Source organism: Parvibaculum sp., from assembly GCF_046297875.1.
GTDB lineage: Bacteria > Pseudomonadota > Alphaproteobacteria > Parvibaculales > Parvibaculaceae > Parvibaculum.
This window is the reverse complement of sequence record NZ_JBKBHD010000001.1, coordinates 997,145-1,019,015: the sequence shown is the minus strand read 5'-3', so window position 1 is coordinate 1,019,015 and position 21,871 is coordinate 997,145. Positions and strand designations below refer to the sequence as shown.

Annotated in this window: 23 protein-coding genes and 1 tRNA gene; 11 read left to right on the top strand and 13 right to left on the bottom strand. The window is 64.5% G+C overall.

The features are described from left to right. Positions 1-98 precede the first annotated feature (98 nt). The gene (locus tag ACK4FH_RS05045) at positions 99-272 is read left to right on the top strand and encodes a DUF4278 domain-containing protein (RefSeq protein ID WP_409811536.1); all 174 of its coding nucleotides are present in this window, start codon (positions 99-101) and stop codon (positions 270-272) included. 219 nt (positions 273-491) lie between these two features. On the opposite strand, the gene ACK4FH_RS05040 is transcribed toward ACK4FH_RS05045, so the two are convergent. The 7 genes from ACK4FH_RS05040 to hemC form a co-directional block, all read right to left on the bottom strand. Beyond that, positions 492-1,916 (bottom strand): homospermidine synthase, encoded by a 1,425-nt coding sequence (locus ACK4FH_RS05040; protein ID WP_409811534.1) that lies wholly within the window; start codon positions 1,914-1,916, stop codon positions 492-494. A 124-nt stretch (positions 1,917-2,040) separates the two neighbouring features. Next, positions 2,041-2,116 (bottom strand) — tRNA-Thr (locus ACK4FH_RS05035). Positions 2,117-2,218: 102 nt separating this feature from the next. Continuing rightward, complete coding sequence (locus ACK4FH_RS05030) at positions 2,219-3,268, bottom strand: alpha/beta fold hydrolase (RefSeq protein ID WP_409811533.1); 1,050 nt, start codon at positions 3,266-3,268, stop codon at positions 2,219-2,221. After that, positions 3,262-4,797 carry a heme biosynthesis protein HemY gene (locus ACK4FH_RS05025; protein WP_409811531.1) on the bottom strand — a complete coding sequence of 512 codons (1,536 nt, stop codon included), beginning with the start codon at positions 4,795-4,797 and terminating at the stop codon, positions 3,262-3,264. Before ACK4FH_RS05025 ends, ACK4FH_RS05030 begins: the two co-directional genes overlap by 7 nt. Before the next feature lies 1 nt (position 4,798). Continuing rightward, entirely contained in the window at positions 4,799-6,067 is a 1,269-nt protein-coding gene (locus ACK4FH_RS05020; RefSeq protein WP_409811529.1) for a COG4223 family protein, read from the bottom strand. Between the two features lie 87 nt (positions 6,068-6,154). Then, positions 6,155-6,862 (bottom strand): uroporphyrinogen-III synthase, encoded by a 708-nt coding sequence (locus ACK4FH_RS05015; protein WP_409811527.1) that lies wholly within the window; start codon positions 6,860-6,862, stop codon positions 6,155-6,157. Positions 6,863-6,867: 5 nt separating this feature from the next. After that, positions 6,868-7,794, bottom strand: coding sequence for a hydroxymethylbilane synthase (gene hemC, locus ACK4FH_RS05010; RefSeq protein WP_409811525.1), 927 nt, complete (start codon positions 7,792-7,794; stop codon positions 6,868-6,870). Between the two features lie 147 nt (positions 7,795-7,941). Between hemC and tsaD the strand changes: the two genes are divergently transcribed. Next, on the top strand, positions 7,942-9,012 hold the full coding sequence (tsaD, locus tag ACK4FH_RS05005; RefSeq protein ID WP_409815158.1) for a tRNA (adenosine(37)-N6)-threonylcarbamoyltransferase complex transferase subunit TsaD: 1,071 nt from the start codon (positions 7,942-7,944) through the stop codon (positions 9,010-9,012). A 13-nt stretch (positions 9,013-9,025) separates the two neighbouring features. Beyond that, entirely contained in the window at positions 9,026-9,931 is a 906-nt protein-coding gene (locus tag ACK4FH_RS05000) for an alpha/beta hydrolase (protein WP_409811524.1), read from the top strand. A gap of 129 nt (positions 9,932-10,060) precedes the next feature. Here the strand turns inward: ACK4FH_RS05000 and ACK4FH_RS04995 are convergent, their stop codons facing one another. Continuing rightward, entirely contained in the window at positions 10,061-10,186 is a 126-nt protein-coding gene (locus ACK4FH_RS04995) for a hypothetical protein (RefSeq protein ID WP_409811522.1), read from the bottom strand. Positions 10,187-10,613: 427 nt separating this feature from the next. Beyond that, entirely contained in the window at positions 10,614-11,240 is a 627-nt protein-coding gene (locus tag ACK4FH_RS04990) for a TetR/AcrR family transcriptional regulator (protein ID WP_409811521.1), read from the bottom strand. An 89-nt stretch (positions 11,241-11,329) separates the two neighbouring features. On the opposite strand from ACK4FH_RS04990, the gene ACK4FH_RS04985 reads away from it, so the two are divergent. Genes ACK4FH_RS04985 through ACK4FH_RS04970 form a run of 4 tightly spaced genes read left to right on the top strand, consistent with a single transcriptional unit; the run spans position 11,330 to position 13,405 of the window. Beyond that, positions 11,330-12,331, top strand: a complete 1,002-nt coding sequence (locus ACK4FH_RS04985) for an NAD(P)H-dependent glycerol-3-phosphate dehydrogenase (protein WP_409811519.1) — start codon at positions 11,330-11,332, stop codon at positions 12,329-12,331. Between the two features lie 14 nt (positions 12,332-12,345). Then, complete coding sequence (locus ACK4FH_RS04980; RefSeq protein ID WP_409811517.1) at positions 12,346-12,630, top strand: YciI family protein; 285 nt, start codon at positions 12,346-12,348, stop codon at positions 12,628-12,630. Between the two features lie 17 nt (positions 12,631-12,647). After that, entirely contained in the window at positions 12,648-13,073 is a 426-nt protein-coding gene (locus tag ACK4FH_RS04975; RefSeq protein WP_409811515.1) for an EVE domain-containing protein, read from the top strand. Further along, a complete protein-coding gene (locus ACK4FH_RS04970) occupies positions 13,070-13,405 on the top strand; it encodes a Rieske (2Fe-2S) protein (RefSeq protein ID WP_409811513.1) in 336 nt (111 codons plus the stop codon). Before ACK4FH_RS04975 ends, ACK4FH_RS04970 begins: the two co-directional genes overlap by 4 nt. A 157-nt stretch (positions 13,406-13,562) precedes the next feature. On the opposite strand, the gene ACK4FH_RS04965 is transcribed toward ACK4FH_RS04970, so the two are convergent. Both ACK4FH_RS04965 and ACK4FH_RS04960 read right to left on the bottom strand, forming a co-directional pair. Continuing rightward, on the bottom strand, positions 13,563-13,784 hold the full coding sequence (locus ACK4FH_RS04965) for a hypothetical protein (protein ID WP_409811512.1): 222 nt from the start codon (positions 13,782-13,784) through the stop codon (positions 13,563-13,565). 74 nt (positions 13,785-13,858) lie between these two features. Continuing rightward, complete coding sequence (locus tag ACK4FH_RS04960; protein ID WP_409811511.1) at positions 13,859-14,605, bottom strand: creatininase family protein; 747 nt, start codon at positions 14,603-14,605, stop codon at positions 13,859-13,861. A gap of 285 nt (positions 14,606-14,890) precedes the next feature. Here ACK4FH_RS04960 and ACK4FH_RS04955 point away from each other — a divergent pair, with 285 nt between their 5' ends. Further along, positions 14,891-16,144, top strand: coding sequence for a CaiB/BaiF CoA transferase family protein (locus ACK4FH_RS04955; RefSeq protein ID WP_409811509.1), 1,254 nt, complete (start codon positions 14,891-14,893; stop codon positions 16,142-16,144). Between the two features lie 86 nt (positions 16,145-16,230). Next, the gene (acs, locus tag ACK4FH_RS04950) at positions 16,231-18,174 is read left to right on the top strand and encodes an acetate--CoA ligase (RefSeq protein ID WP_409811507.1); all 1,944 of its coding nucleotides are present in this window, start codon (positions 16,231-16,233) and stop codon (positions 18,172-18,174) included. Positions 18,175-18,390: 216 nt separating this feature from the next. Here acs and ACK4FH_RS04945 read toward each other — a convergent pair whose 3' ends face one another. Further along, positions 18,391-19,125, bottom strand: coding sequence for an extensin family protein (locus tag ACK4FH_RS04945; protein WP_409811505.1), 735 nt, complete (start codon positions 19,123-19,125; stop codon positions 18,391-18,393). Between the two features lie 54 nt (positions 19,126-19,179). Further along, the gene (locus ACK4FH_RS04940) at positions 19,180-19,401 is read right to left on the bottom strand and encodes a DUF1674 domain-containing protein (RefSeq protein ID WP_409811503.1); all 222 of its coding nucleotides are present in this window, start codon (positions 19,399-19,401) and stop codon (positions 19,180-19,182) included. 114 nt (positions 19,402-19,515) lie between these two features. Between ACK4FH_RS04940 and htpX the strand changes: the two genes are divergently transcribed. Both htpX and rsmB read left to right on the top strand, forming a co-directional pair. After that, complete coding sequence (gene htpX / locus ACK4FH_RS04935) at positions 19,516-20,382, top strand: zinc metalloprotease HtpX (protein WP_409811501.1); 867 nt, start codon at positions 19,516-19,518, stop codon at positions 20,380-20,382. Positions 20,383-20,468: 86 nt separating this feature from the next. Next, positions 20,469-21,806, top strand: a complete 1,338-nt coding sequence (gene rsmB, locus ACK4FH_RS04930; RefSeq protein ID WP_409811500.1) for a 16S rRNA (cytosine(967)-C(5))-methyltransferase RsmB — start codon at positions 20,469-20,471, stop codon at positions 21,804-21,806. Positions 21,807-21,871: the final 65 nt, after the last annotated feature.

Below are 21,871 nucleotides of genomic sequence, written 5' to 3'. Positions count from 1 at the left end.
GAGCGTATTGACAAACTTACACATGTTACGCATTTTGAACATCAAGAGACGGGTACAGCACAGGCAGACAAGGCCAACGGACACAAGGGAACAGAACCATGATCGATCTCACCTACAGGGGCGCGCATCACGCGGGCGGCAAGCATGAAGCCCCCGCCAAGGACACAATCCTCAGCTATCGCGGCGCGAGCCATCACTCCGCCGGCGCCCCGAAGGGCAAGCCGCAGGCGAACCGCGCCGGCCTTCGCTATCGCGGTGTGCCGCAGCGCTAGAGCGATTCCAGGCGAAGTGCCGGATGAGAAGTGCCGGATGAAATGAAATCCGGTTCGCCGTCAGGAAACGCGGCAAGACTCTAAGGGCGGCCCGCCGCCACGCCTGCTGAGGGTTGCCTTCCCCAGTACGAACAGAGGCGGCGGACCACCCAAAGGCGAAAGGCCGTACCCTCCGCGGGGCACGGCCTTTCTGTTTACAAAATGAAATGAGAGCGGCCCTCAGACGACGCGGAAATTCCTGAACTGCCAGGGATCGTCCTCATCGATAACCTCCGGGAAGAGCAGCCCGCGGTCGAGGAGCGGTGTCCAGTCGCTATAGGCCCCCACCATCTTTCCAAGATAGGGCCGGGCGATCTCGAGAATGCGCTCGAAATCCATTTCTTCCGGCTCCGTCACCCAGCGGTCCGGGTTTTCCAGCGCCCAGACGATGCCCGACAGCACCGCCACCGTTACCTGAAGGCTCGTCGCATTGTTGTGCGGTGCCGAGGCCCGCGCCTCCTCGATGGTGAGCTGCGAGCCATACCAGTAGGCGCCTTTCGCATGGCCCATCAGCAGCACGCCAAGCTCGTCCATGCCCTCCGAGATTTCATCCATCATCAGGCGCTTGTGCTTCTGCATCTTCCAGTTCTTGCCCGCCAGCTCATGCAGCGACAGCACGGCGACATGGCAGGGGTGATAGGCGTAATGCACGGTCGGGCGGTATTTCGCCGTGCCGCCTTCCGTCACCGTCAGATAGTCGGCAAGCGAGATCGACTCGCCATGCGTGATGAGCCAGCCATGATAGGGGCCCTCATTCGGCGTCCAGCTTCTGACCCGGGTCGAGGCGCCGGGCCTTGTCAGATAGATCGCGCAGCGCGAGCCTTCGGCATGGGACTGGCCGTCGGGCGGCATCTGCCGCTCATGTGTGCCCCAGCCAAGCTCGGCCGGCTGGCAGCCTTCGCCGACGAAGCCGTCGACCGACCATGTATTCACGAATTCGCCGATCGCTTTAGGAATTGGCGAAACCTGCGTGTCGCGCTCGGCGACATGAATGACCTTGACGCCGAGCCGCGACGCGAGAGATGCCCATTCGGCGCGGCTTTTCGGCACCTCCGCCTTCACGCCCGTATCGCGCGCAATATCGATCAGCGCCTGCTTCACGAAATGCGAGACGAGGCCGGGATTGGCACCATGCGTGAGAACCGCCGTCGGCCCGCCCTCATATTTCCGCTTCAGCGCCAGCGCCGCTTCACGCAGCGCATAGTTCGAACGCTGCGAGGGCGGGCGCTTGGTGTCGGTATATTGCCCGCTCCAGGGCTCGATGCAGGTGTCGAGATAGAGCGCACCCTTCGAGCGGCAGAACTCGACAAGCGCAAGGCTCGACACATCGACCGAGAGGTTGACCAGAAAATCCCCGGACCCAAGCAGCGGGTCGAGAACCGAGAGATAATTGCCCTGGCGGAGCGGCGTCACCGTGAACGAGACGCCATAGGCTTCCGCTTCCTCGCGGCCCATCTCGTCGGCCGTGACGATCGAGATTTGCGACGGCGCGATCTCGAGGTGCCGGAGGATCAGCGGCAGCACGCCCTGCCCGATACTCCCGAAGCCGACCATCACCATGCGGCCTTTGAAGCCTGCGAGTTTGCCAGACGGAATATCGCTCATCGGAAAACCTCATCTCACATCGAGGGCAAGCCGGCATCCGGCTGCAACCGCCCCTGAGCCCGCGCGGACTTTAAGGTCCGCCGCGGCCCGAAACCAGCACACATCGCGATTCATGGATTGAAAATGGTGCCGCTTAGGTGACTCGAACACCTGACCCCCTCATTACGAATGAGGTGCTCTACCAACTGAGCTAAAGCGGCGCCGGGACAGGCGGCAAGGCGCCTGTCCGCAAGGGCCCCTCAGATACCCCGCCCTGATGCCTTTGGCAACAGGGAGAAAAGGGGCAAACCCGCGCCGGAGCCTTATTCGGCCCCGGCCTCCTCGCCAACCTCTTCTTCTGCCGCCTCGGCCGGCGCCTCCTCGGCGGGGGCAGGCGCTCCGGCGGCAGGTGCCAGCGCCCCGGCGAGGAAGGCGGCGACGGCGGCAGCACTCTCTTCCGGCACTTCCTCCATCGGCACATGGCCGACATTTTCATAGATCACGAGTTCGGCATGGGGAATGCGCGCCTTGAACTCATGTGCGGCCGCCACCGGGATCAACCCGTCCTGGTCGCCCCACATGATGAGTGTGGGCATCGAAATCTCGCCAAGCCGGGCCGCGAAGGCCGCCTCGTCCCGCGCCGCATTCTGCGAGAAGCGGATCCGCGTTGCGTCGCGATTGCCTTCGTGAAGGGCGAGGTCGAGATAGCGCGCCACCATATCGTCCGTCACCTTCGACTGATCGACAAAGACCTTCTTCAACCCCTCCTCGACCACCGAGCGCGGCAGCACATAGCGCATCACCTTGCTGATGACCGGCATGCCCGCGAGACGGAAGGCAAGCGGCACGTCATTCGCATCGCGCTCGACCGGAATACCCGCCGAATTGACAAGCAGCAGCGCAGAGACGCGCTCAGGGTTTTCAAGCGCGATCATGGCCGAGACGCCACCGCCCATCGAATTGCCGCCGACCGCGAAACGGTCGATATCAAGCGCATCCATGATCTCGATCACGAAAGCGGCCATTGCTTCGCGCGAATAATCGTCGCCGGGCACCCGGCCCGTGAGCCCGTGGCCCGGCAGGTCCATGCTGACGATCCGGTATGTGCCGCCGAGTTCCGCCACCCAGGGCTCCCAGGTATGGAGCGAGGCATTCGAGCCGTGAATGAGCACAAGCACCGGCCCATCCGCATTGCCCTCGTCGCGGACATGCGCACTCGCGCCCGAAGGCAGCGTCGCGAATTGCGAGGCGCCGCCCGCATACTTGCCGACAAGCTGTTCGCGCGGCACGTCGAAGCGGACGACCGAAATGACGATCACCAGAAATGCCAGCACGATCAGCGTGACCGTGCCCGCCAGCAGACGTTTTACCATTTGCGTTCCCCCTGGGCCTCGCCGGCCCCATCACCCGCCTCATCGTCAGGCCCCGGATCATCGGGGAGCGGCGGCCGGAATACAAGCACCTCGCCCGGCTTCTCCACGGCTGTTTCGGCTTCGGACACGGCATCCTCTCCAGCCTCCACCGCCGGGACAGGCGCGGAATGAGGCACCGCAGCAGCCGCCAGCGTGGCCGAAGGCGCACTCGCCACAACCATCCAGCTGAGCCCGTCGAACTCGCCCGTCGCCGGATTGATCGGCGACCAGCGATGCGCGCGGTAGCCGGTGCCCGTCCATTGCGGGTCTTCCGGCGCATGCAGCGCACGGGCAAGCCAGCCGCGCGCCGCGCCCCGGTCGCCGAACTCGCCTTCCTCGATCTCGGCCATCAATTCACAGATGCGCTGCGTCGGCACTTCGCTCGCCGCCGGTCCCACATAGGCCGAGAGCGCCGACCGCGCCGCCTTCCAGTCGCGCGCGCCGATGGCGCCCCGCGCCACAAGAATATGGCTTTCGATGTGATCGGGGTTGCGCGCTGCGAGGCTTGCCGCCCGCGCCGACCGGTCATAGCCCGTCTCGCCTTCGATCATGTCGAGCCAGACATCGGCGAGATCGGGATGCGGTTCGCTTCGCCAGGCATCCTCGATCAGTTTCAAGCCCTTGCGGAATTTTCCCGTCTCTGCATGAAGCCGCGCGGCAAGGGCCACCACAGGCGCGAATTGCGGTTCGAGCGAAACGGCTTCCGCCGCAAGCTTCGCGGCCTCTTGAAGCGCGGCGTCTCGCGCTTCGCCCGCCTGCATCCGCGCAGCTTCCTCCGCCGTCATCGCCTTTGCCGCGAGCAGCACGGCGCGGCGGCGGCGCGCATCGTTGCGCGGCATGAGCTTCGCGCTGACAGTCCGGTCTAGCGTTTTCAGCGCAGCGTCCCAGTCTTCTTCCGCGGCCTCGATCTCGAACACGGCTTGCGCCGCCCAGGGCGTCTGCGGTCTCAGCTCGAAGGCGCGCCTTGCGTGGCCAAGCGCCTTGTCGCGGTCGCCCGCGCGCCGCGCCTGGATGAAAAGACCGCGAAGACCCAGAAACTCCGTCTCCGGCGCACCGAGCATCTCTTCGAAATATCCGGTCGCGCCTGCCTCGTCGCCTTCGAGCTGTGCCGCCTGCGCGGCGAGGAGCAGCGTCAGCGGCGGCGCATCGAGCAGCTTGTGTGCCTGTGCGGCATAGCGTTTCGCATCGCCCGCATCGCCGGCGGCGACCGCCACCATGCCGCGCGACAGCGCGAGAAAACCCTTCTGCTGGCGGCGCTTTTCGAGAAAGGCCGATACGCTGGCCGGTGTTTCGATGAAACTCACCACGATCCGGTAGACGAAGAGCGCGAGAAAGGCCGCAAGCGCCATCGCCGCCACGCCGATCACGAAGCTCGTGCGGATCTCATAGCCGCGCCACTGCATGACAAGCTCGCCCGGATTGTCGGCAAGCCAGATCGCGATGCCGCTCAGAACCGCGATGATGAGAAATGTGTAAAGCGCACGAAGCATGTCAGCCCCTCGCCGCTGCAAGCTCGCCCGCAAGCCGCGCGCTCAGCTCGCGCACCAGCCGGTCGGTTTCGAGCCGCGCCTTCGCATCGGCGAGCCAGGGCGCCGCCGCTTCCGCCGCCGGACCGGCAAGCGTTTCCGCTTGCGCCACCGCGCCGCCAAGGTCATGCACCTTGAGACGTTCTTCCATGCGCGCGACGACCGCTTCCGTCGTGTCGCCGGAAATTTCGCCCGTGCGCCTGATCGTCACCAGCGATTTCGCATTGGCGACGAAGCGCGCCCAGAGCCCGTCTTCATCCGCGCGCCGCTCCGCATCGAATATCGATTGCGCCAGCGAAGGAAAGCGCGCTTCCAGCGCAGCGCGCGTCGGTACGCCATCTCTTGCCGCTTCCGTCAGCCCTGCAAGTTCAGGCTGATCGGGAAGGAACTGGCGCATGACGAGAAGTTCCGTCTCGAAGCTGCCTGCGCTTTCGGCGGCGCGCGCGAGATTGGCGAGCGCAAGGCCGAGCGCGGCGCGCGCAGCCGCATCGGGGTCTTCTTCCTTCTCCTCGAGCGCGGCCACCCGCGCTTCCATTTTCTCGACTTCCGGCAGCAGCGCCGCAAGACGGATATCGAGCGCCTTCACCAGCGCATCGACACCCTCCACCCGCGCTCCGAGCCCCTCGGGTGGCAACCGCCCCTCAAGGGCGGAAAGCGCCTGCTGCAGCGAGGCTACATTTTCGCGCGTATCGCCAAGCACCGATTTGAGATCGCTCACCTCGCCGCCAACATTGTCGATGCGCTCGCTTGTCGCCGCGGCACTGTCCGGCGCTTCGGCAAGGGCTGCAAGCTGACCCTCGAGCGAGCCGAGTCTCTGGCTCAATTGATCGGCCTGTTCCGAGGCGGACCGCGCGGCAGCAGCGCCCGATGTCTCGATTTCCGCAACGCGCTCGGAAAGCGCGGCGATCTGGCTGTCATCCTGCTCTGCGGCCGGAAGCACGCCGAGCGCGAACATTCCGATCAGCATGGCCGCCGCACCGCCAATGCCCGCACCGCCGGCAACAAGCAGGTTCGAGTTGCCGCGCATGGTGCGGTTCGCCGGCTTCGCCTCGTCCGGCTTCTGGCCGGACGCGGACTTGTCCTCATCCGCCACTTCTTCGGCGACACCATCGAGTACCGGCGCCTCCTTGCGATTGCTCTGCGGGCGGCTGTCGCGCGCGCCCGGTTCCGGTTTCAGATATTCGGCCTCGCCCTCTTCGGGTGAGTTGCCGTTCCTGTTCTCTGAATCGCTCATCGCAAGGCCTTCCGGGGGGTGGGTCCGCCGCTCGGCCACACTATAAAGAAGGCAAAGCGCCGGGTCAGGCTGAACTTCGGGGAAAAATCAGGCGGAAATAAGCGCCGTGAGCGACTTAAGCGAGGGTTCCGCCGCGATCTGGACCGTGCGGAAGCCGAGCCCGGCAAGCTCGCCCGCCACGGCCGCGGAAAGACAATAGGCCGTGACCCCGCCAAGAGACGAGGGCAGACCCGCCGCCCGGATCAGCGCGGCAAACTGCCCTGCCGTGCGCGGCGAGAAGAACAGCACGCCGCCGATCTGTCCGTCCTTCAGCGCATCGAGCACGTCCTGCGGCAGATCCTGTTTCTCCGCTTCGTAAAGTGCAAGCCGCTCCACTTCGAAGCCGCGCGCCTCGAGCATCGCTTTCAGATCGCCGGCGAGAACACTTCCCGCCGCATGGAAGAGCGGGCCCTTCGCCGGGTCGAGCACGCGCGCGGCCAGCGCATCGAGCGTGTGGACATCGCCTTCCGCTGCCCGGACATTCGCGAAACCTTCGGCACGCGCCGCCGCCGCGCTGGCCTCGCCGACCGCAAGCACCGGAATCCTTTTCAAGTCGGCCTCGGCGATCCGCCCGAGCGCCCGCGCGCCATTTGCGCTCGTCACCAGAAGCGCCTGCCAGTCGCGCTTCGGCAAACTGACACCATCAAGATAGCGGATTGAAAGCAGCGGCGCGATCGTCACTTCATGGCCGCGCGCACGAAGCTCAGCGGCAAGCGCCTGGCTCTCCCGTTCGGGCCGCGTGACGAGGAGCCGCATTTCACTCACACACCGGAAAAGAAATTCGGGCCCGCGCGGGATTTGAGTTCCTCGCCCGCATCCTGCCCGAGCGCCACCGCGTCTTGCGCAAGTCCCTCGCGCTCCGTCTCAATGACTTCCTTGCCATCCGGCGTCAGCACCATGCCGCGCAGCCGCATCCGCTCGCCCGAGATTTCCGCAAGCGCCGCAATCGGCGTCCGGCAGGAGCCGTCAAGAACGGCAAGGAGCGCGCGCTCCGCCGCGACGCGCAAGCCTGTTTCCGCGTCATGAATTTTCTGCAGCAGGTGAAAGGCCTCGTCGTCGCCTTCGCGCCGCTCGATGCCGATCGCGCCCTGCGCAACGGCAGGCAGCATCTCCTCCGGCGCGATGGGCGCGGTGATGCGTGCCGACAGGCCCATGCGGTTCAGCCCCGCGACCGCAAGAAAGGTTGCATCCGCGACGCCATCGGCGAGCTTCTGCAGCCGCGTGTCGACATTGCCGCGAAACGGCACCACCTCGAGATCGGGCCGCTTCGCTTTGAGTTGCGCCGCCCGGCGGAGCGACGAGGTGCCGACTTTCGAGCCGGAAGGAAGTGCCGCAAGCGAGGGCGCCTTCAACGAGATGAAGGCATCGCGCGGGTCTTCCCGCTCCAGCAGGCAATCGATCGTGAGCCCGTCCGGCAGCTCGGTCGGCATGTCCTTCATCGAATGGACGGCGACGTCGATCCGCGCATCGAGAAGCTGCTCCTCGATTTCCTGCGTGAAGAGCCCCTTGCCGCCGATCTCGGACAAGGCGCGGTCCTGCACCCGGTCGCCCTGCGTGCTGATGACGACGATCTCCGTCACCTCGTCCACAGGTGCATGGGCGGCAAGCGCGATCCGCCGCGCCACCTCGTTCGCCTGAACAAGTGCGAGCTTCGAGCCACGGGTTCCGATGCGGTAGCGGCGTTGCATTCAAGGTCTCTGAAGTTGTATGCCAGCGGGAGTTCCCGCCTGCGGTTCGTACCTAGGGCTCCTTATAACCCGTTCGCCCGCAAGGGGAGAGGGAAAGCCCGGCATTTCCCGGGCAAAATCGGCGGAAAAGCCTCGATGAACCGGCCCCTGACCATTCTCGGCATCGAAACAAGCTGCGACGAAACCGCAGCCGCGGTCGTGCGCCGTCCGGCCGGTGGCGGCAGGGGCGAGATCCTTTCCAACGCCGTCTTCTCCCAGATCGAGGCCCATGCGCCTTTCGGCGGTGTAGTGCCGGAAATCGCCGCCCGCGCCCATGTCGAACATCTGGACGGGCTCATCGCCCGCGCGCTGAAAGATGCCGGAACGGATTGGGACGATCTCGACGGGATCGCGGCGACCGCAGGTCCGGGCCTCATCGGCGGCGTGATCGTCGGCCTGATGACGGCAAAGGGCATCGCGGCGGCGCGCGGCCTTCCCTTCATCGCAGTCAATCACCTCGAAGGCCATGCGCTGACCGCCAGACTGACGGACGACCTGCCCTTCCCCTATCTGCTGCTTCTCGTTTCGGGCGGCCACAGCCAGATCCTCGTGGTCGAGGGCGTCGGCCGATATCGCCGCCTCGGCACCACCATCGACGACGCGGTGGGCGAGGCATTCGACAAGGTGGCAAAGCTGATGGGGCTCGGCTATCCGGGCGGACCCGCCGTCGAGCGCATTGCGCGCGAGGGCGATGCCGCGCGCTTCGCCCTGCCGCGCCCCATGCTCGGCCGGGCGGGCTGCGAATTTTCCTTTTCAGGCCTCAAGACCGCCGTGCGTCAGCTGGCGGAAGCCGAAGCACCGCTCTCGGACAAGGACAAGGCCGATATCGCCGCCGCCTTCCAGATCGCGGTCGCCGATGTGCTCTCGGACCGCTGCGAGAACGCCATGGCCGCCGCCAACGGCATGATCCCGCCCGGTCACCGCCGCCTCGTCGTGGCGGGCGGTGTGGCCGCCAATATGGTGCTGCGCGAGCGGCTGATGGTTTCGGCGCATGCCTTCGGCTACGAATTTGTTGTCCCCCCCTTGAAGCTCTGCACCGATAATGGCGCCATGATCGCCTGGGCGGGGGCGGAGCGCATGGCGCTCGGCCTCACAGACCCGATCGACACCGCGCCCCGCGCCCGCTGGCCGCTCGATCCGCAAGCCGCGCCCGCAAGGGGCGCCGGCGTCAAAGCATGATGGAAGGAAGCCCATGAGCCTGCAGCTCGTTCTCCTCAACCAACTGGTCCGCTGGCAGATCAAGCGGCGCTTCCGCAAGAACCCCGATGTGCAATTGCTGCGGCCGCTGATGCAGCAGATGGAGGCGCGGACCTCCCGCTTGCCCGCGGACATTGCTGTGGAAGACCTCGCGCTGGGCGGTGTGCCCGCGGAGCGCCTCACCGCGGAAGGCGCCAGCACCTCAAAGGCCTTCCTCTATATCCATGGCGGCGGCTTCGTCGCGGGCTCGCCCCGCACGCACCGCCCGCTCACCTGGCGGCTTGCGAAGGAAACCGGCGTGCCCGTCTATGCGATCGACTACCGCCTCGCGCCGGAACATCCCTTCCCCGCCGGGCTCGATGATTGCGTCGCCGCTTACCGCGCACTTCTCGACAAGGGCTATGCCGCGAAATCCATTGTCGTCGGCGGCGACTCGGCGGGCGGCAACCTGACGCTGGCGCTCGCGCTTCGCCTCAAGGCGGAAGGCGTGCCCCTCCCGGCCGCTCTCGTCTGCCTCTCGCCCGCGACCGACATGACCGGCAGCGGCGCCTCACGGCATGAAAACGCGGAAGCCGATTCGCTGTTCGTCGAGGAAATGTTCGACACGCTGAAACCGGCCTATTACGCCGGACATGACGAGCGTGAGCCCTTCCTGTCGCCGCTTTTCGGCGATGTGGCGGGCTTCCCGCCGGTCCTCTTCCAGGTCGGCGAACGCGAAATGCTGCGCGATGATGCGACCCGCATGGCCGGGAAACTGAGAGCGGCGGGCGTCGAAGCTGTGATCGAGGTCTGGCCGAAGGTCTGGCATGTCTGGCAGCTCAATGCCGACATGCTGCCCGAAGGCCGCGAGGCGATCACCCACATTACCCGCTTTGCCCGCCAGCACCTCGCCCTGAGCTGAAAAAAAGGACCCCGCCGCGGGGGAGGCGGCGGGGTCAAGCGCCCTCCGGGGGAGAGGGCTCGGGGATCGCCGGACTTCCATCGAGGGGGAGGGAAGAAGTCCGGTCGAGAAAACCTGGTGCGGATCGGCTCAGACGATCTGGGCGACGCCCGAGGTCTGTACGATCAATGCGATCGTGTAGACCACGAGCAACGCGGCGGCGGCTTTGGTGGCGACGCGCTCCGCGAGGGGGAAGAAATTCCGGTTCTGCGTCATGTCGATAATCCTTCTCGGATGGCGGCTGCTGCCGCCTGAAATTCGGTCTCGCCGGTGCTCAGACCGCGTATTGGGACGCGATCTGGGCGAGGAAGGCGACCGCATAGCCGGCCACGGCGATGGTCAGGACGCGGTTCGTCAGCTTGGTGTTCAGCTTGGTCATGGCTCGTCTCCTTGTGCCTCAGCGGGGCTGCTTTCCGGGGGTTCCCGCTGACAGGCTGGAGATAGGCGAGCCTTGAACGAAAAACAATGAACAAAACAAAAAATATTCAGCGTTCAGGATTTATGTTGCCGCAATGCAACACAGAATGCCTTATTCCCCTTGAAAATTTGTGCTTTATCAATGACTTGAATTAAAAATGCGCCGCATCTAGAGGTCAGATGCAGCGCAACAGAAACATTGCCTTGTGGATAAGTCTGGAACGATTCAAGCCATGACGGCCTGTTTTTCCGGGTCGATACAGGCGCAGCCGGCCCGAAGCCCGGCGACAAGTATCTGATAGACGCCTTCAAGCTCCCTTTCGAGTTTCGGCAGGGGCAGGCGGGTGAAAAGCTGCGGATAGGAGAATTTGAGGGTGGCCGCCTGGATCATCTCAGCGGCGAATTCCGGGTCGGGCGCATTGAACTCGCCGGAGAGATTGCCAAGCTCGACGATGCGCGCCAGCACCTCGCGCTCCCGCTTCAGCCCCTCATTGTGGAATTCCGGCCGCTCGGACGTGACGATCTGGGCCATTTCCACGATTTTCGGGTCTTCTTCCAGCTTGTGGAAGGTTTCACGCAAATCCATGAAGAGGAAATCATGGAGCCGCTGCGAGGCGGTACGATTGGGCGTGGTGAGGACGCGGCCCAGATCCTCTGCCGTCTGGGTCGAGGCCTCGCGGCAAATAGCCTCGGCAATGTCGAGCTTTCCCGCGAAATAACGGTAGAGATTGCCGGGCGACATGTCGCAATCGACGGCAAGCTCCGCCATTGTCGTCTTGGTGTAGCCGTAATGCATGAAACGCCGCTTGGCGGCGTCGAGGATTTTCTGGTGCGTATCGTCCTGAATGCTCATACAGATAGTTTAATGCGCCCGAGTAAATAATCAACGAATCGTTCAATCGTTAGCGCCTGCAGCATGAGCCTTCCGGCGGGAGACCGATCTTGAGTCCCACATATGAAAGAATATCGGTGATTGGCGGCGGCGCCTGGGGCACAGCGCTGGCCCAGGTGGCGGTAAAGGCCGGCCGCAATGTGGTGCTCTGGGCACGCGAGACAGAGGTGGTCGAGGCGGTCAACACCGCCCATGAGAACCGGACCTTCCTGCCCGGCATCCCGCTCGACCCTGAAATCCGCGCGACCGGCGATATTGCCGAGGCCGCTGAAGGCGATGCGCTCCTCATGGTGACGCCCGCCCAGCATATGCGCCGCATGCTGGAAGAGCTTGCTCCCCATGTGGCGGAGGGAAAGCCCGTCGTGCTCTGCGCCAAGGGCATCGAGCAATCGACCAACTGCCTCCTGACGGAAGTGCTCGCCGAGGCAATGCCCCGCGCCCTGCCCGCCGTGCTGTCCGGCCCGAGCTTCGCCGCCGAAGTCGCGCGCGGCCTGCCGACGGCGGTGACGCTTGCCTGCGAGGACGAGGCGGTGGCCGAGGGGCTCGCCCATGCCATCGGCCTGCCGACCTTCCGGCCCTACTACTCCGCCGATCTAACCGGCGCGGAAGTGGGCGGCGCCGTGAAGAACGTGCTCGCCATCGCCTGCGGCATTGTCGAGGGCAAGAAGTTCGGCGACAGCGCCCGCGCAGCACTCACCACGCGCGGCTTTGCCGAACTGACGCGGCTCGGCCTCGCGCTCGGCGCAAAGCCGGAAACGCTGGCGGGCCTCTCCGGCCTTGGCGATCTCATCCTCACCTGCAACTCGCCGAAATCGCGCAACATGTCGCTCGGCATTGCCCTTGGCGAGGGAAAGACGCTCGAAGAGATCATGGGGTCGCGCAATTCGGTGAGCGAGGGCGTCCACTCCGCCACCGCCGTCGTGGCGCTGGCACGGAAATACGATATAGAAATGCCGATCGCCGAAGCGGTCGCCAATATCGTAAGCGGCCGCGCGAGCGTCGATGAAACCATTGCCGCCCTTCTCGCCCGCCCCTTCCGCAGCGAAACCTGAGAACGGAATCCGACATGCTCTTCTGCCTTATCTGCACCGACAAGCCGAATGCGCTGGAACTCCGCCTCGCCAATCGCGACGCCCATCTGAAATATTGGGGCGAGGCAGGTTGCGTGAAAATCGGCGGGCCTTTCACCAATGACGATCGGAGCGTGATGAACGGCTCCATGCTGGTGATCGATGTGGCCGATCGCGCAGCGGCGGAGAAACTCGTCGAGAACGATCCCTACAACAAGGCGGGGCTTTTCGCAGCGACGGAAGTGCGCGCCTGGAAATGGCTGCTGGGCCCCAAGGACTGAGAGCGAAGGACTGAGCGATGGCGTACTGGCTTTTCAAATCCGAACCTTCCACCTGGTCCTGGGAACAGCAGAAGAAGAAGGGCGCGAAGGGCGAGCCCTGGAACGGCGTTCGCAACTATCAGGCGAACAACAACATGAAGGCGATGAAAAAGGGCGACCTCGGCTTCTTTTATCATTCGGTGGACGAGAAACGCATGGTCGGCATCGTCCGTGTCATCGAGGAGCACCGCCCGGACCCGACGGATGAAAGCGGGCGATTCGGCCTCGTCACCATCGAAGCCGTTTGCGACCTGCCGAACCCCGTGACGCTTGCCGATGTGAAGGCCGAGCCCGCGCTCGCCGAAATGGCGCTCCTGAAACAATCCCGCCTTTCCGTGCAGCCCGTGCGCACCGATGAATGGAAGCTGCTGTGCAGGATGGGCGGGCTGAAGAAAGCGCCGTGACGGGAACGGAAATCTGCGCGCTCGACGATCTCGACGATCCTGGCGCGCGCGGCTTCACGCTCGGTCAGGGCAAGGCGCGCCGCGATATCTTCCTTGTACGGAAGGATGGCGCCGTCTTCGCCTATCTAAACCGCTGCCCACATGCGAACCAGCCGCTCGACGCAAGGCCCGGCCGCTTTCTCACGCAGGACGAATCGCAGATCGTCTGCGGCGGCCACGCCGCCCTCTTCCGCATCGAGGACGGCCTCTGCACAAGCGGCCCTTGCGTGGGGCGGCATCTTGAAAGCATCGCGGTGGAAGTGGCGGACTGCGTGGTGCGGATCGCGGACTAGGCTTCAAACCATCGCCTTGCGAAAACCTACCCGCCTATCAACCGTCATTGCGAGGAGCGAAGCGACGAAGCAATCCAGGGCCGCTTGCTCCGCGCGCGCCGCCTAAGTTTCGCCGGACGACGAACGAACATTCTCATGCGAGCGATAAAGGACTTCACTATTCGAGTTCCTTCAGAACCTTGCGGTCTTCGCTCATGATAGCGTTGCCGATCTCCATTTGCCCGGCAAGCTTTGAATCATTCGCCGCGAGCACGAAGCCTTCAGGCACTTCGATCAGGCAAACGGCGTCGTTCACCGCAACCCCGAGGCGCTGCAGTACCCCTTCCGGCAGGATCAAAGCTGTCGCTTCGCCAATCTGGGTAAGTTTGAGCGGGATCATGTCGCCTCCGGGAGATTGCACAGGCTACAGCAAAACACCTGAAGTTCATCCTGACCGTACGAACTAGACCTCTCCTACTCCGCCTCGAATTTCCGGAAATCCGCGATCAGTCCTTCAGCCGAAAGCGCGATCAGTTTCTCGCCGTCCTTGGGGTCCGCCAGCGACGGGTCTGAGCCGATGCGGCCGTCCGGGAAGGCGGCCCGGTAGCTTTCGGCGTCCGTGTAGCGGCCCCAGGGCGCGACCTTCGGGCTCATCTCGGCATCCTTCACCGCATGAGGATGGAGAAAATAGGTGACGGCGACTTCCGACGGCGTCGCATGAACGCCATGCGAGGCGCCATAACGCTTCTGGCAGAAATCCATCACTGGCTTGAAGTCCCACCAGTTGGCGCGTTTGCACTTCACGGGCCCGCGATTGCTCGCCGCATTGGCAAGCGACTGGTCGGCATAGATTTCGGCGAAGGCCGCCTCGATGGTGGCCACATTGCCGCCATGCCCGTTGAAGAAATAGATGCGTTCGAAGCCGTGACGCGCGAGCGAGGACACCCAGTCATGGATCGCCGCGATCATGGTGGAGGGGCGAAGCGTCAGCGTGCCGGGAAATCCGAGATGATGCTGCGCGATGCCGACATTGAAAGTGGGGCCGACAAGGAACCCGGCCTGCGCGCCCGCACGGGCCGCAATCGCCTCCGGGCAGATCGCATCCGTGCCGATCAGCCCCGTCGGCCCGTGCTGCTCCGTCGAGCCGATCGGGATCACGATCCCCTTCGATTTCTCAAGATAGGCCTCGACCTCCGGCCAGCTCGAATGATGCAGCAGCATGGGCGCTCCTTTCCTCGCATCATAGGGGAGACCACGATAGATGTGGAATCGGCGCCCTCGCATAACGCAGGGGCAGGCTCCCTCCTGATCGCGAAAGCGAAGGATGAACTGCCGCGGGGCTTTTCCCTCTGGACGTTTCAGGCCAATCTCGGCGCCCGGCGCTTCCATGGGCGCCACGGATGCAGGGAAGTCAGCCGCACCGATGGCGGCAACGAGGAAAACCTGCCCGGCATATTGTATGAATGGCGCCCATAAAGAGGCGTGACCGGCAAACGGGGAATGGCGTTGAACGAGAAGAAAAACAAGACCCTCGAAGCGGAAAATCGCGGGCCGCTGAAAGGCGTGCGGATCGTCGATCTGACCGCCGTCGTTTTCGGCGCCTATGCGACGCAGATCCTGGGCGACATGGGCGCGGATGTGATCAAGGTGGAAGCCCCCTCGCCGACCGGCGGCGGCGGACAAGGCGGCGACATCATGCGCTGGCCGGGACACCTGCCCGAAGGTGCGGCGCCCGATCTCGGCCCCATCTTCCTCACCATCAACCGCAACAAGCGCTCCGTGCTGCTCGACCTCGGCACGAAGGAAGGCCGCGAGGCGCTGCTGAAGATCGTGGCAACCGCCGACGTTCTCACCTCGAATATCCGCTATGCGGCGATGAAGAAGCTCGGCCTCGCCTATGAAGATGTGAAGGCGGTGAAGCCAGACATCATCTTCGTGCATGCGGCGGGCTATGGCTCGGACGGGCCTTATGCCGGACTGCCCGCTTACGACGATCTCATTCAGGCGGGCTCCGGCGCGGCGGACCTCTTGGGCCGCATGGATGGCGATCCGAAGCCCCGCTACATCCCCACCATCATGGCGGACAAGGTGTCCGGTCTCTTCATGGTGCAGGCCGTCACCGCCGCGCTCTTCCACAAGGAGCGGACCGGCGAAGGCCAGTTCGTCGAAGTGCCGATGCTCGAAGCCGTCACCTCCTTCGTGCTCGCCGAACATTTCTACGACCATGTCTATGACCCGCCGACCGGGCAATGGACCTATGGCCGCATCACCAATCCCGACCGCCGCCCCTATCGTACCAAGGACGGGCATATCGGCCTCCTTCCCTATTCCGACAAGCAGTGGGAACAGTTCTTCGAGCTCGCAGGCCGCCTCGACGACTACAAGAACGATCCGCGCTTCAACAATTACAAGGCGCGCACTGTCCATATCCGCGAGCTCTATGCGATGATTGAGGAGACGACGGAGACGAAGACGACGGATGAATGGCTGGCGCTGCTGAAGCCGCTGTCCATTCCCGCCGTGAAAATGAACCGGCTCGACGATCTGATGGACGATCCGCATTTGCAGGCCGTGGATTTCTTCCAGCGTTACGATCACCCGCATGCCGGGCCCTATTTCGCGCTGAAGCCGCCGGTGCGTTTCGCGGAAAGCCCGTCATCGATCCGCCGCCACCCGCCGCGCCTCGGCGAGCAGACGGCGGAAGTGCTGCGCGAGGCGGGCATGAGCGAGGAAGAGATCGCGAAACTGACGGGCGGGTGACGCGCGGGAGGGCACCCTTGTCCCCCGTCCACGGGCCCGACATAATGCGCGAAACCAAGAAACACGCGTCTTGATGGGAGGCCTCCATGTCTGACACACTCTTTCCCGTTCCGGAGGAATGGAAGAAGCGCGCCATCGTCGATGCGGATAATTACCGCAATATGTATGAGGCGAGCGTCAACGACCCGGAAAGCTTCTGGCGGCGCGAAGGGCTGCGCATCGACTGGATGAAGCCCTATACGAAGATCAAGAACACGAGCTTCGACCCGCATAATGTCTCGATCAAATGGTTCGAGGACGGCACGCTGAATGCGAGCGTGAACTGCGTCGACCGTCATCTCGAAAGGCGGGGCGATCAGACCGCGATCATCTGGGAAGGCGACGACCCGGCCGATCACAAGGAGATCACCTACAAGGAACTTCATGCGGAAGTCTGCCGCTTCGCCAATGTGCTGAAGGCGCGCGGTGTAAAGAAGGGCGACCGCGTCACCATCTACATGCCGATGATCCCCGAAGCGGCTTACGCCATGCTCGCCTGCGCGCGCATCGGCGCGATCCACTCCGTCGTCTTTGGCGGCTTCTCGCCGGACAGTCTTGCCGGCCGCATTCTCGATTGCGAGTCGAACTGCGTCGTGACCGCCGATGAAGGCGTGCGCGGCGGACGGAAGATCCCGCTGAAGGCGAATACCGACGAAGCCCTGAAGAAATGTCCCGGCGTGAAATCCGTCATCGTCGTGAAGCGCACCGGCGGCAAGGTAGAGATGGCTGCCGGCCGCGACGTCTGGTACGGCGAAGAAGCGGCGAAGGTGCCCGCGACATGCACGCCGGAAGAGATGGGCGCGGAAGACCCGCTCTTCATTCTCTATACGTCGGGCTCGACCGGAAAACCGAAAGGCGTGCTCCACACGACCGGCGGCTACATGGTCTACGCCTCCATGACGCATCAATATGTCTTCGACTATCACGATGGCGACATCTACTGGTGCACGGCGGATGTCGGCTGGGTCACGGGCCACAGCTACATTCTCTACGGTCCGCTTGCGAATGGCGCGACGACGCTGATGTTCGAAGGCGTGCCGAACTATCCCGATGCCTCGCGCTGCTGGCAGGTGATCGACAAGCACAACGTCAACATTTTCTACACCGCGCCGACCGCGCTGCGCGCGCTGATGCGCGAGGGCGAGGCGCCGGTGAAGAAGACGAGCCGCAAGACGCTGCGCCTTCTCGGCTCGGTCGGCGAACCGATCAATCCCGAAGCCTGGCTCTGGTATCACCGCGTGGTGGGCGACGGGCGCTGCCCGATCGTCGATACATGGTGGCAGACGGAAACGGGCGGCATCCTCATCTCGCCGCTGCCCGGCGCGACCGCCCTGAAGCCCGGCTCGGCGACAAATCCCTTCTTCGGCGTGAAGCCCGTGGTGGTCGATGCCGAAGGCCGCGTGCTCGAAGGCGCGACGACCGGCAATCTCTGCATCGACGATTCATGGCCGGGCCAGATGCGCACCGTCTATGGCGACCACGAACGCTTCGTGCAGACCTATTTCATCCAGTATCCCGGCCGCTATTTCACCGGCGATGGCTGCCGCCGCGACGAGGACGGCTATTACTGGATCACAGGCCGCGTGGACGATGTGCTGAATGTCTCCGGCCACCGCATGGGCACGGCCGAAGTCGAAAGCGCGCTGGTCGCCCATCCGAAAGTCGCAGAAGCCGCCGTCGTCGGCTATCCGCACGACATCAAGGGCCAGGGCATCTATGCCTATGTGACGCTGAATGCCGGCGAGCCTTCGTCCGAAGAGCTGCGCAAGGAGCTGGTCCAATGGGTCCGCAAGGAAATCGGCCCCATCGCCTCGCCGGACCTCATCCAGTTCGCGCCCGGCCTGCCGAAGACGCGCTCGGGCAAGATCATGCGCCGCATCCTCAGGAAGATAGCCGAGGACGATTTCTCGAACCTCGGCGACACCTCGACCCTTGCCGACCCCTCCGTGGTCGACGATCTCGTGAACAACCGGCAGAACAAGGCGGGATAGGTTTTCTCCGCCGCTGCGATGCAAAGGGCCGCTCATCGGGGCGGCCCATTCGCATTGCTTCACTCCACCCACACGCGCGGAACGCTCTCCCCTTCCGCTCGTTCTATTCGTAACTCATACGAAAGAACGAGGAGAGAAACATGCGCAGCATCCTGCTCTGGGCGATCGGCGTCCCGATTCCGGTCATCATCCTGATCTACCTGCTGTTCTGACCGCTCACCGGCAAACGCCCCAGCGCGATATTTCGAAGTGGAAATGGTCGGCATGGAGCGTGTTGTAGTCCGGCCCGAGCACCATCGGGAAAATGCTGCAGGCGCCTTCATGGACGGCGGCGAGGAAGCGGCCCTCATCCGTCTCCTTGCCCCAATGGGAGAGGAGCGTGATGCGCCGCCCGTCGGCAAGGTCGAAGCCCTGAATGTCGATGGCGTTCGCCGCCGCATGGCCACTCCGCCGACCCGCCGCGGAATGGTTCACATTGCGGCAGGCATAGGTGCCCATATGGCGGATGCGCGTGACTTCGGAGCCCAGATGCTCTTGCGCGGCGGGCTGCACCACATGCCGCTCCCACATCAGAAGCGCCGTCATGGCGGGGCATGTGAGATCGATCCCGCCGCCATATGAAATCCGCGACTGCTGAAGCCTTAGACCCCGCTCCATGCCGCAGCCTTCCGTTGCCGAGGAAATGCTCGTCCGCTCGGCCTTCGCGCCCGAGGCCCTCACCACGGATGTACAGATCTCGTATTCACCCGCAAGCCCGCGCAGCTTGAGCGGCGTGACAACGGTGGGCGCCTCGCGAATGTCCGGCGGCGTGAAAGGGTTATAGGCATCGGGAAAATGGATGAGCGCAAACCAGAGCGCGGCGGAAAGCCCGGTGATGAGCAGCACGAAGCGGAAGGCGATCCCGGCAATGGCAAGCCAGAGGTGGAGACGGGGCGAAAATCTCTCGTTCAACGATCGTCCTTTGTCGCGCCCCCCGGCGCCCGCCAAAAAAACCCGGAAGGGAAATCAGAAATCGCTGATGATGCCCTTCGCTTCCCAGTCGCCATAGCGTGTGGGCTCCTTGCCGCCACGGCCATTGATCTCCCGCGCGCGCGGGGGCGCGGCATCGGCCTTGCGGCGGCGCTCTTCGGCTTCGGCAAGGGCGCGCTCTGCCGCAGGCGTGAGAGCCTTGCGGGGCGTTTCGGCCACGCTTTCGCCGCTTTCTCCCGTCTTTGTTGCATCCGCCACGGATTTGCGCCTTTCTTGAACCTTGGCCTCTGTGAGTACATATAAAGCGGGTGAGGCGCGGCTTCCAGCCTGGAAGCCCGTTGGAAGCAAACGTCCCGGAGGACCGGCAGAAAGATGAACACGCTCAAGACCTTCATGTTGCTCGCGGCCATGACCGCGCTTTTCATGGGGCTCGGCTACCTGATCGGCGGCGCAGGCGGCGCCATGATCGCCTTTGTCGTTGCCGCGGGCATGAACTTCTTTGCCTACTGGAACTCCGACAAGATCGTGCTGCGCATGTACAGCGCGAAGCGCGTCGACGAGACGACGGCGCCGAACTATGTCGGCATCGTCAAGCAGCTCGCTGCCCGCGCGAACATGCCCGTGCCCGCGATCTACGTCATCGACAATCCGCAGCCCAATGCCTTTGCCACCGGCCGCAACGAGGAAAATGCCGCCGTCGCCGCGACGACCGGCCTCATCTCCATGCTTTCGCCGGAAGAGCTTGCAGGCGTGATGGCGCATGAACTCGCCCATATCAAGAACCGCGACACGCTGACCATGACCGTGACGGCGACCATCGCCGGTGCGATTTCCATGCTCGCCAATTTCGCACTCTTCTTCGGCGGCAACCGCAATGCGGGCGGCATGGTCGGCGCGATCGCGCTTGCCATTCTCGCGCCCATGGCCGCCGGCCTCGTGCAGATGGCGATCAGCCGCACACGCGAATATTCCGCCGACCGGGGCGGCGCCGAAATCTGCGGCAATCCGATGTGGCTCGCCTCTGCGCTGGAGCGGATCGACGAGGCCGCGCGGCGCGGCGCACCAAACGAGGCGGCGGAGGCAAACCCCGCGACCGCGCACATGTTCATCATCAACCCGCTGAACGGCAGCGGCCGCGACAATCTCTTTTCGACGCACCCGGCGACCGCGAACCGTATCGCCGAGCTGCGGAAATTCGCCGAAGCCACGGGCGCCGTGCAGCGCCGTCCCTGGCACTGAAGTCTGCTGAGGCCCGCTGGGGCTCACTTGGGCTGGGGAACTGACGCTTTGCGCGCGGCGCCGGCCTGTGGTCTAACCCTCTCCCCATGAACAACCGGTCTTCCTTTGCACCCGGCGGCATGCCGGGCCTTGGCGCGCGCCAGGGCGCTGCCGCTCTCATTGGCGAAGTGCTCACAAGCCGCCGCCCGCTCGACGAGGCCTTTGCCGCCGAAGCGGCAGGCGGCGCCCTTGCCCGTGTCGCACCCCGCGACCGCGCCTTTGCCCGCGCCATCGCCGCAACCGTCATGCGCCGCCTCGGCACCATCGATCACCTGATCGCCGCTCTGCTCGATAAGGAACTGCCGAAGCGCGCCGGGCCGACGCTGGACATTCTGCGCGCAGGCGCCGCCGAACTTCTGTTCCTGCGCGTGCCGGCCCATGCCGCCGTCGCCATGAATGTCGAGACGGCAGACAAGGACGCGACAGCGAAACATTACAAGGCGCTCGTCAATGCCGTGCTTCGCCGCCTGACGCGCGAGGGCGATGCCATGCTCGCCGCGCTCGACACCGAACGTCTCGACACGCCGGACTGGCTCTGGGAGAGCTGGGTCGCCGCTTACGGCAAAGAGACGACGCGCCGCATCATCCGTGCGCATTATGAAAACCCCCCGCTCGATCTTTCGCTGAAGGATGAGAACGCGAGCGGTGAATGGGCCGAAACGCTTGGCGCGGCCATGCTGCCGACAGGCACACTGCGGCTCGAGGAAGCAGGCCGCGTGGAAGAGCTGCCCGGCTTCGATGAAGGCGCGTGGTGGGTGCAGGATGCCGCCGCCGCGCTGCCTGCGAAATTGCTCGGCGACGTGGCGTCCCGCGAAGTGCTCGATCTCTGCGCTGCGCCGGGCGGCAAGACGGCGGCGCTCGCGGCGGCAGGCGCAGACGTGACCGCGCTCGACCGCTCGAAGCCGCGCCTCGAACGCCTCAGGGAAAATCTTGCCCGCCTCGGCCTTTCGGCAAAGACCGTCGTGGCGGACGCCGCAAGCTGGTCGCCCGGCCACCAATGGGACTTCATTCTTCTCGATGCGCCCTGCAGCGCGACCGGCACCATCCGCCGCCACCCGGACGTGCTGCATCTGAAGTCCCCCGCCGACCGCGACAAGCTTGTCGTGCTTCAGGCACGCCTCCTCGACAATGCGGCCAAGCTGCTCGCGCCCGGCGGCACGCTCGTCTATTGCACCTGCTCGCTTGAGCCGCAGGAAGGCGAACGCCAGATCGAGGCTTTTCTCGCCCGCCACCCGGATTTTGCGCGCAAGCCCATTGCGCCCGATGACGTCGGCGGCATAGGCGAGATCGTCACAGGTGAAGGTGACCTGCGCAGCCTGCCCTGCCATATGGGCATCGAAGGCGGCATGGACGGATTCTTTGCCGCGCGGCTGACGCGCCGTTAACCCTCCCATTCATCTGTTGACGCCCGGCAGGCCCGGCGTCAGTCTGGCGCGAGCTTTTCGGACGG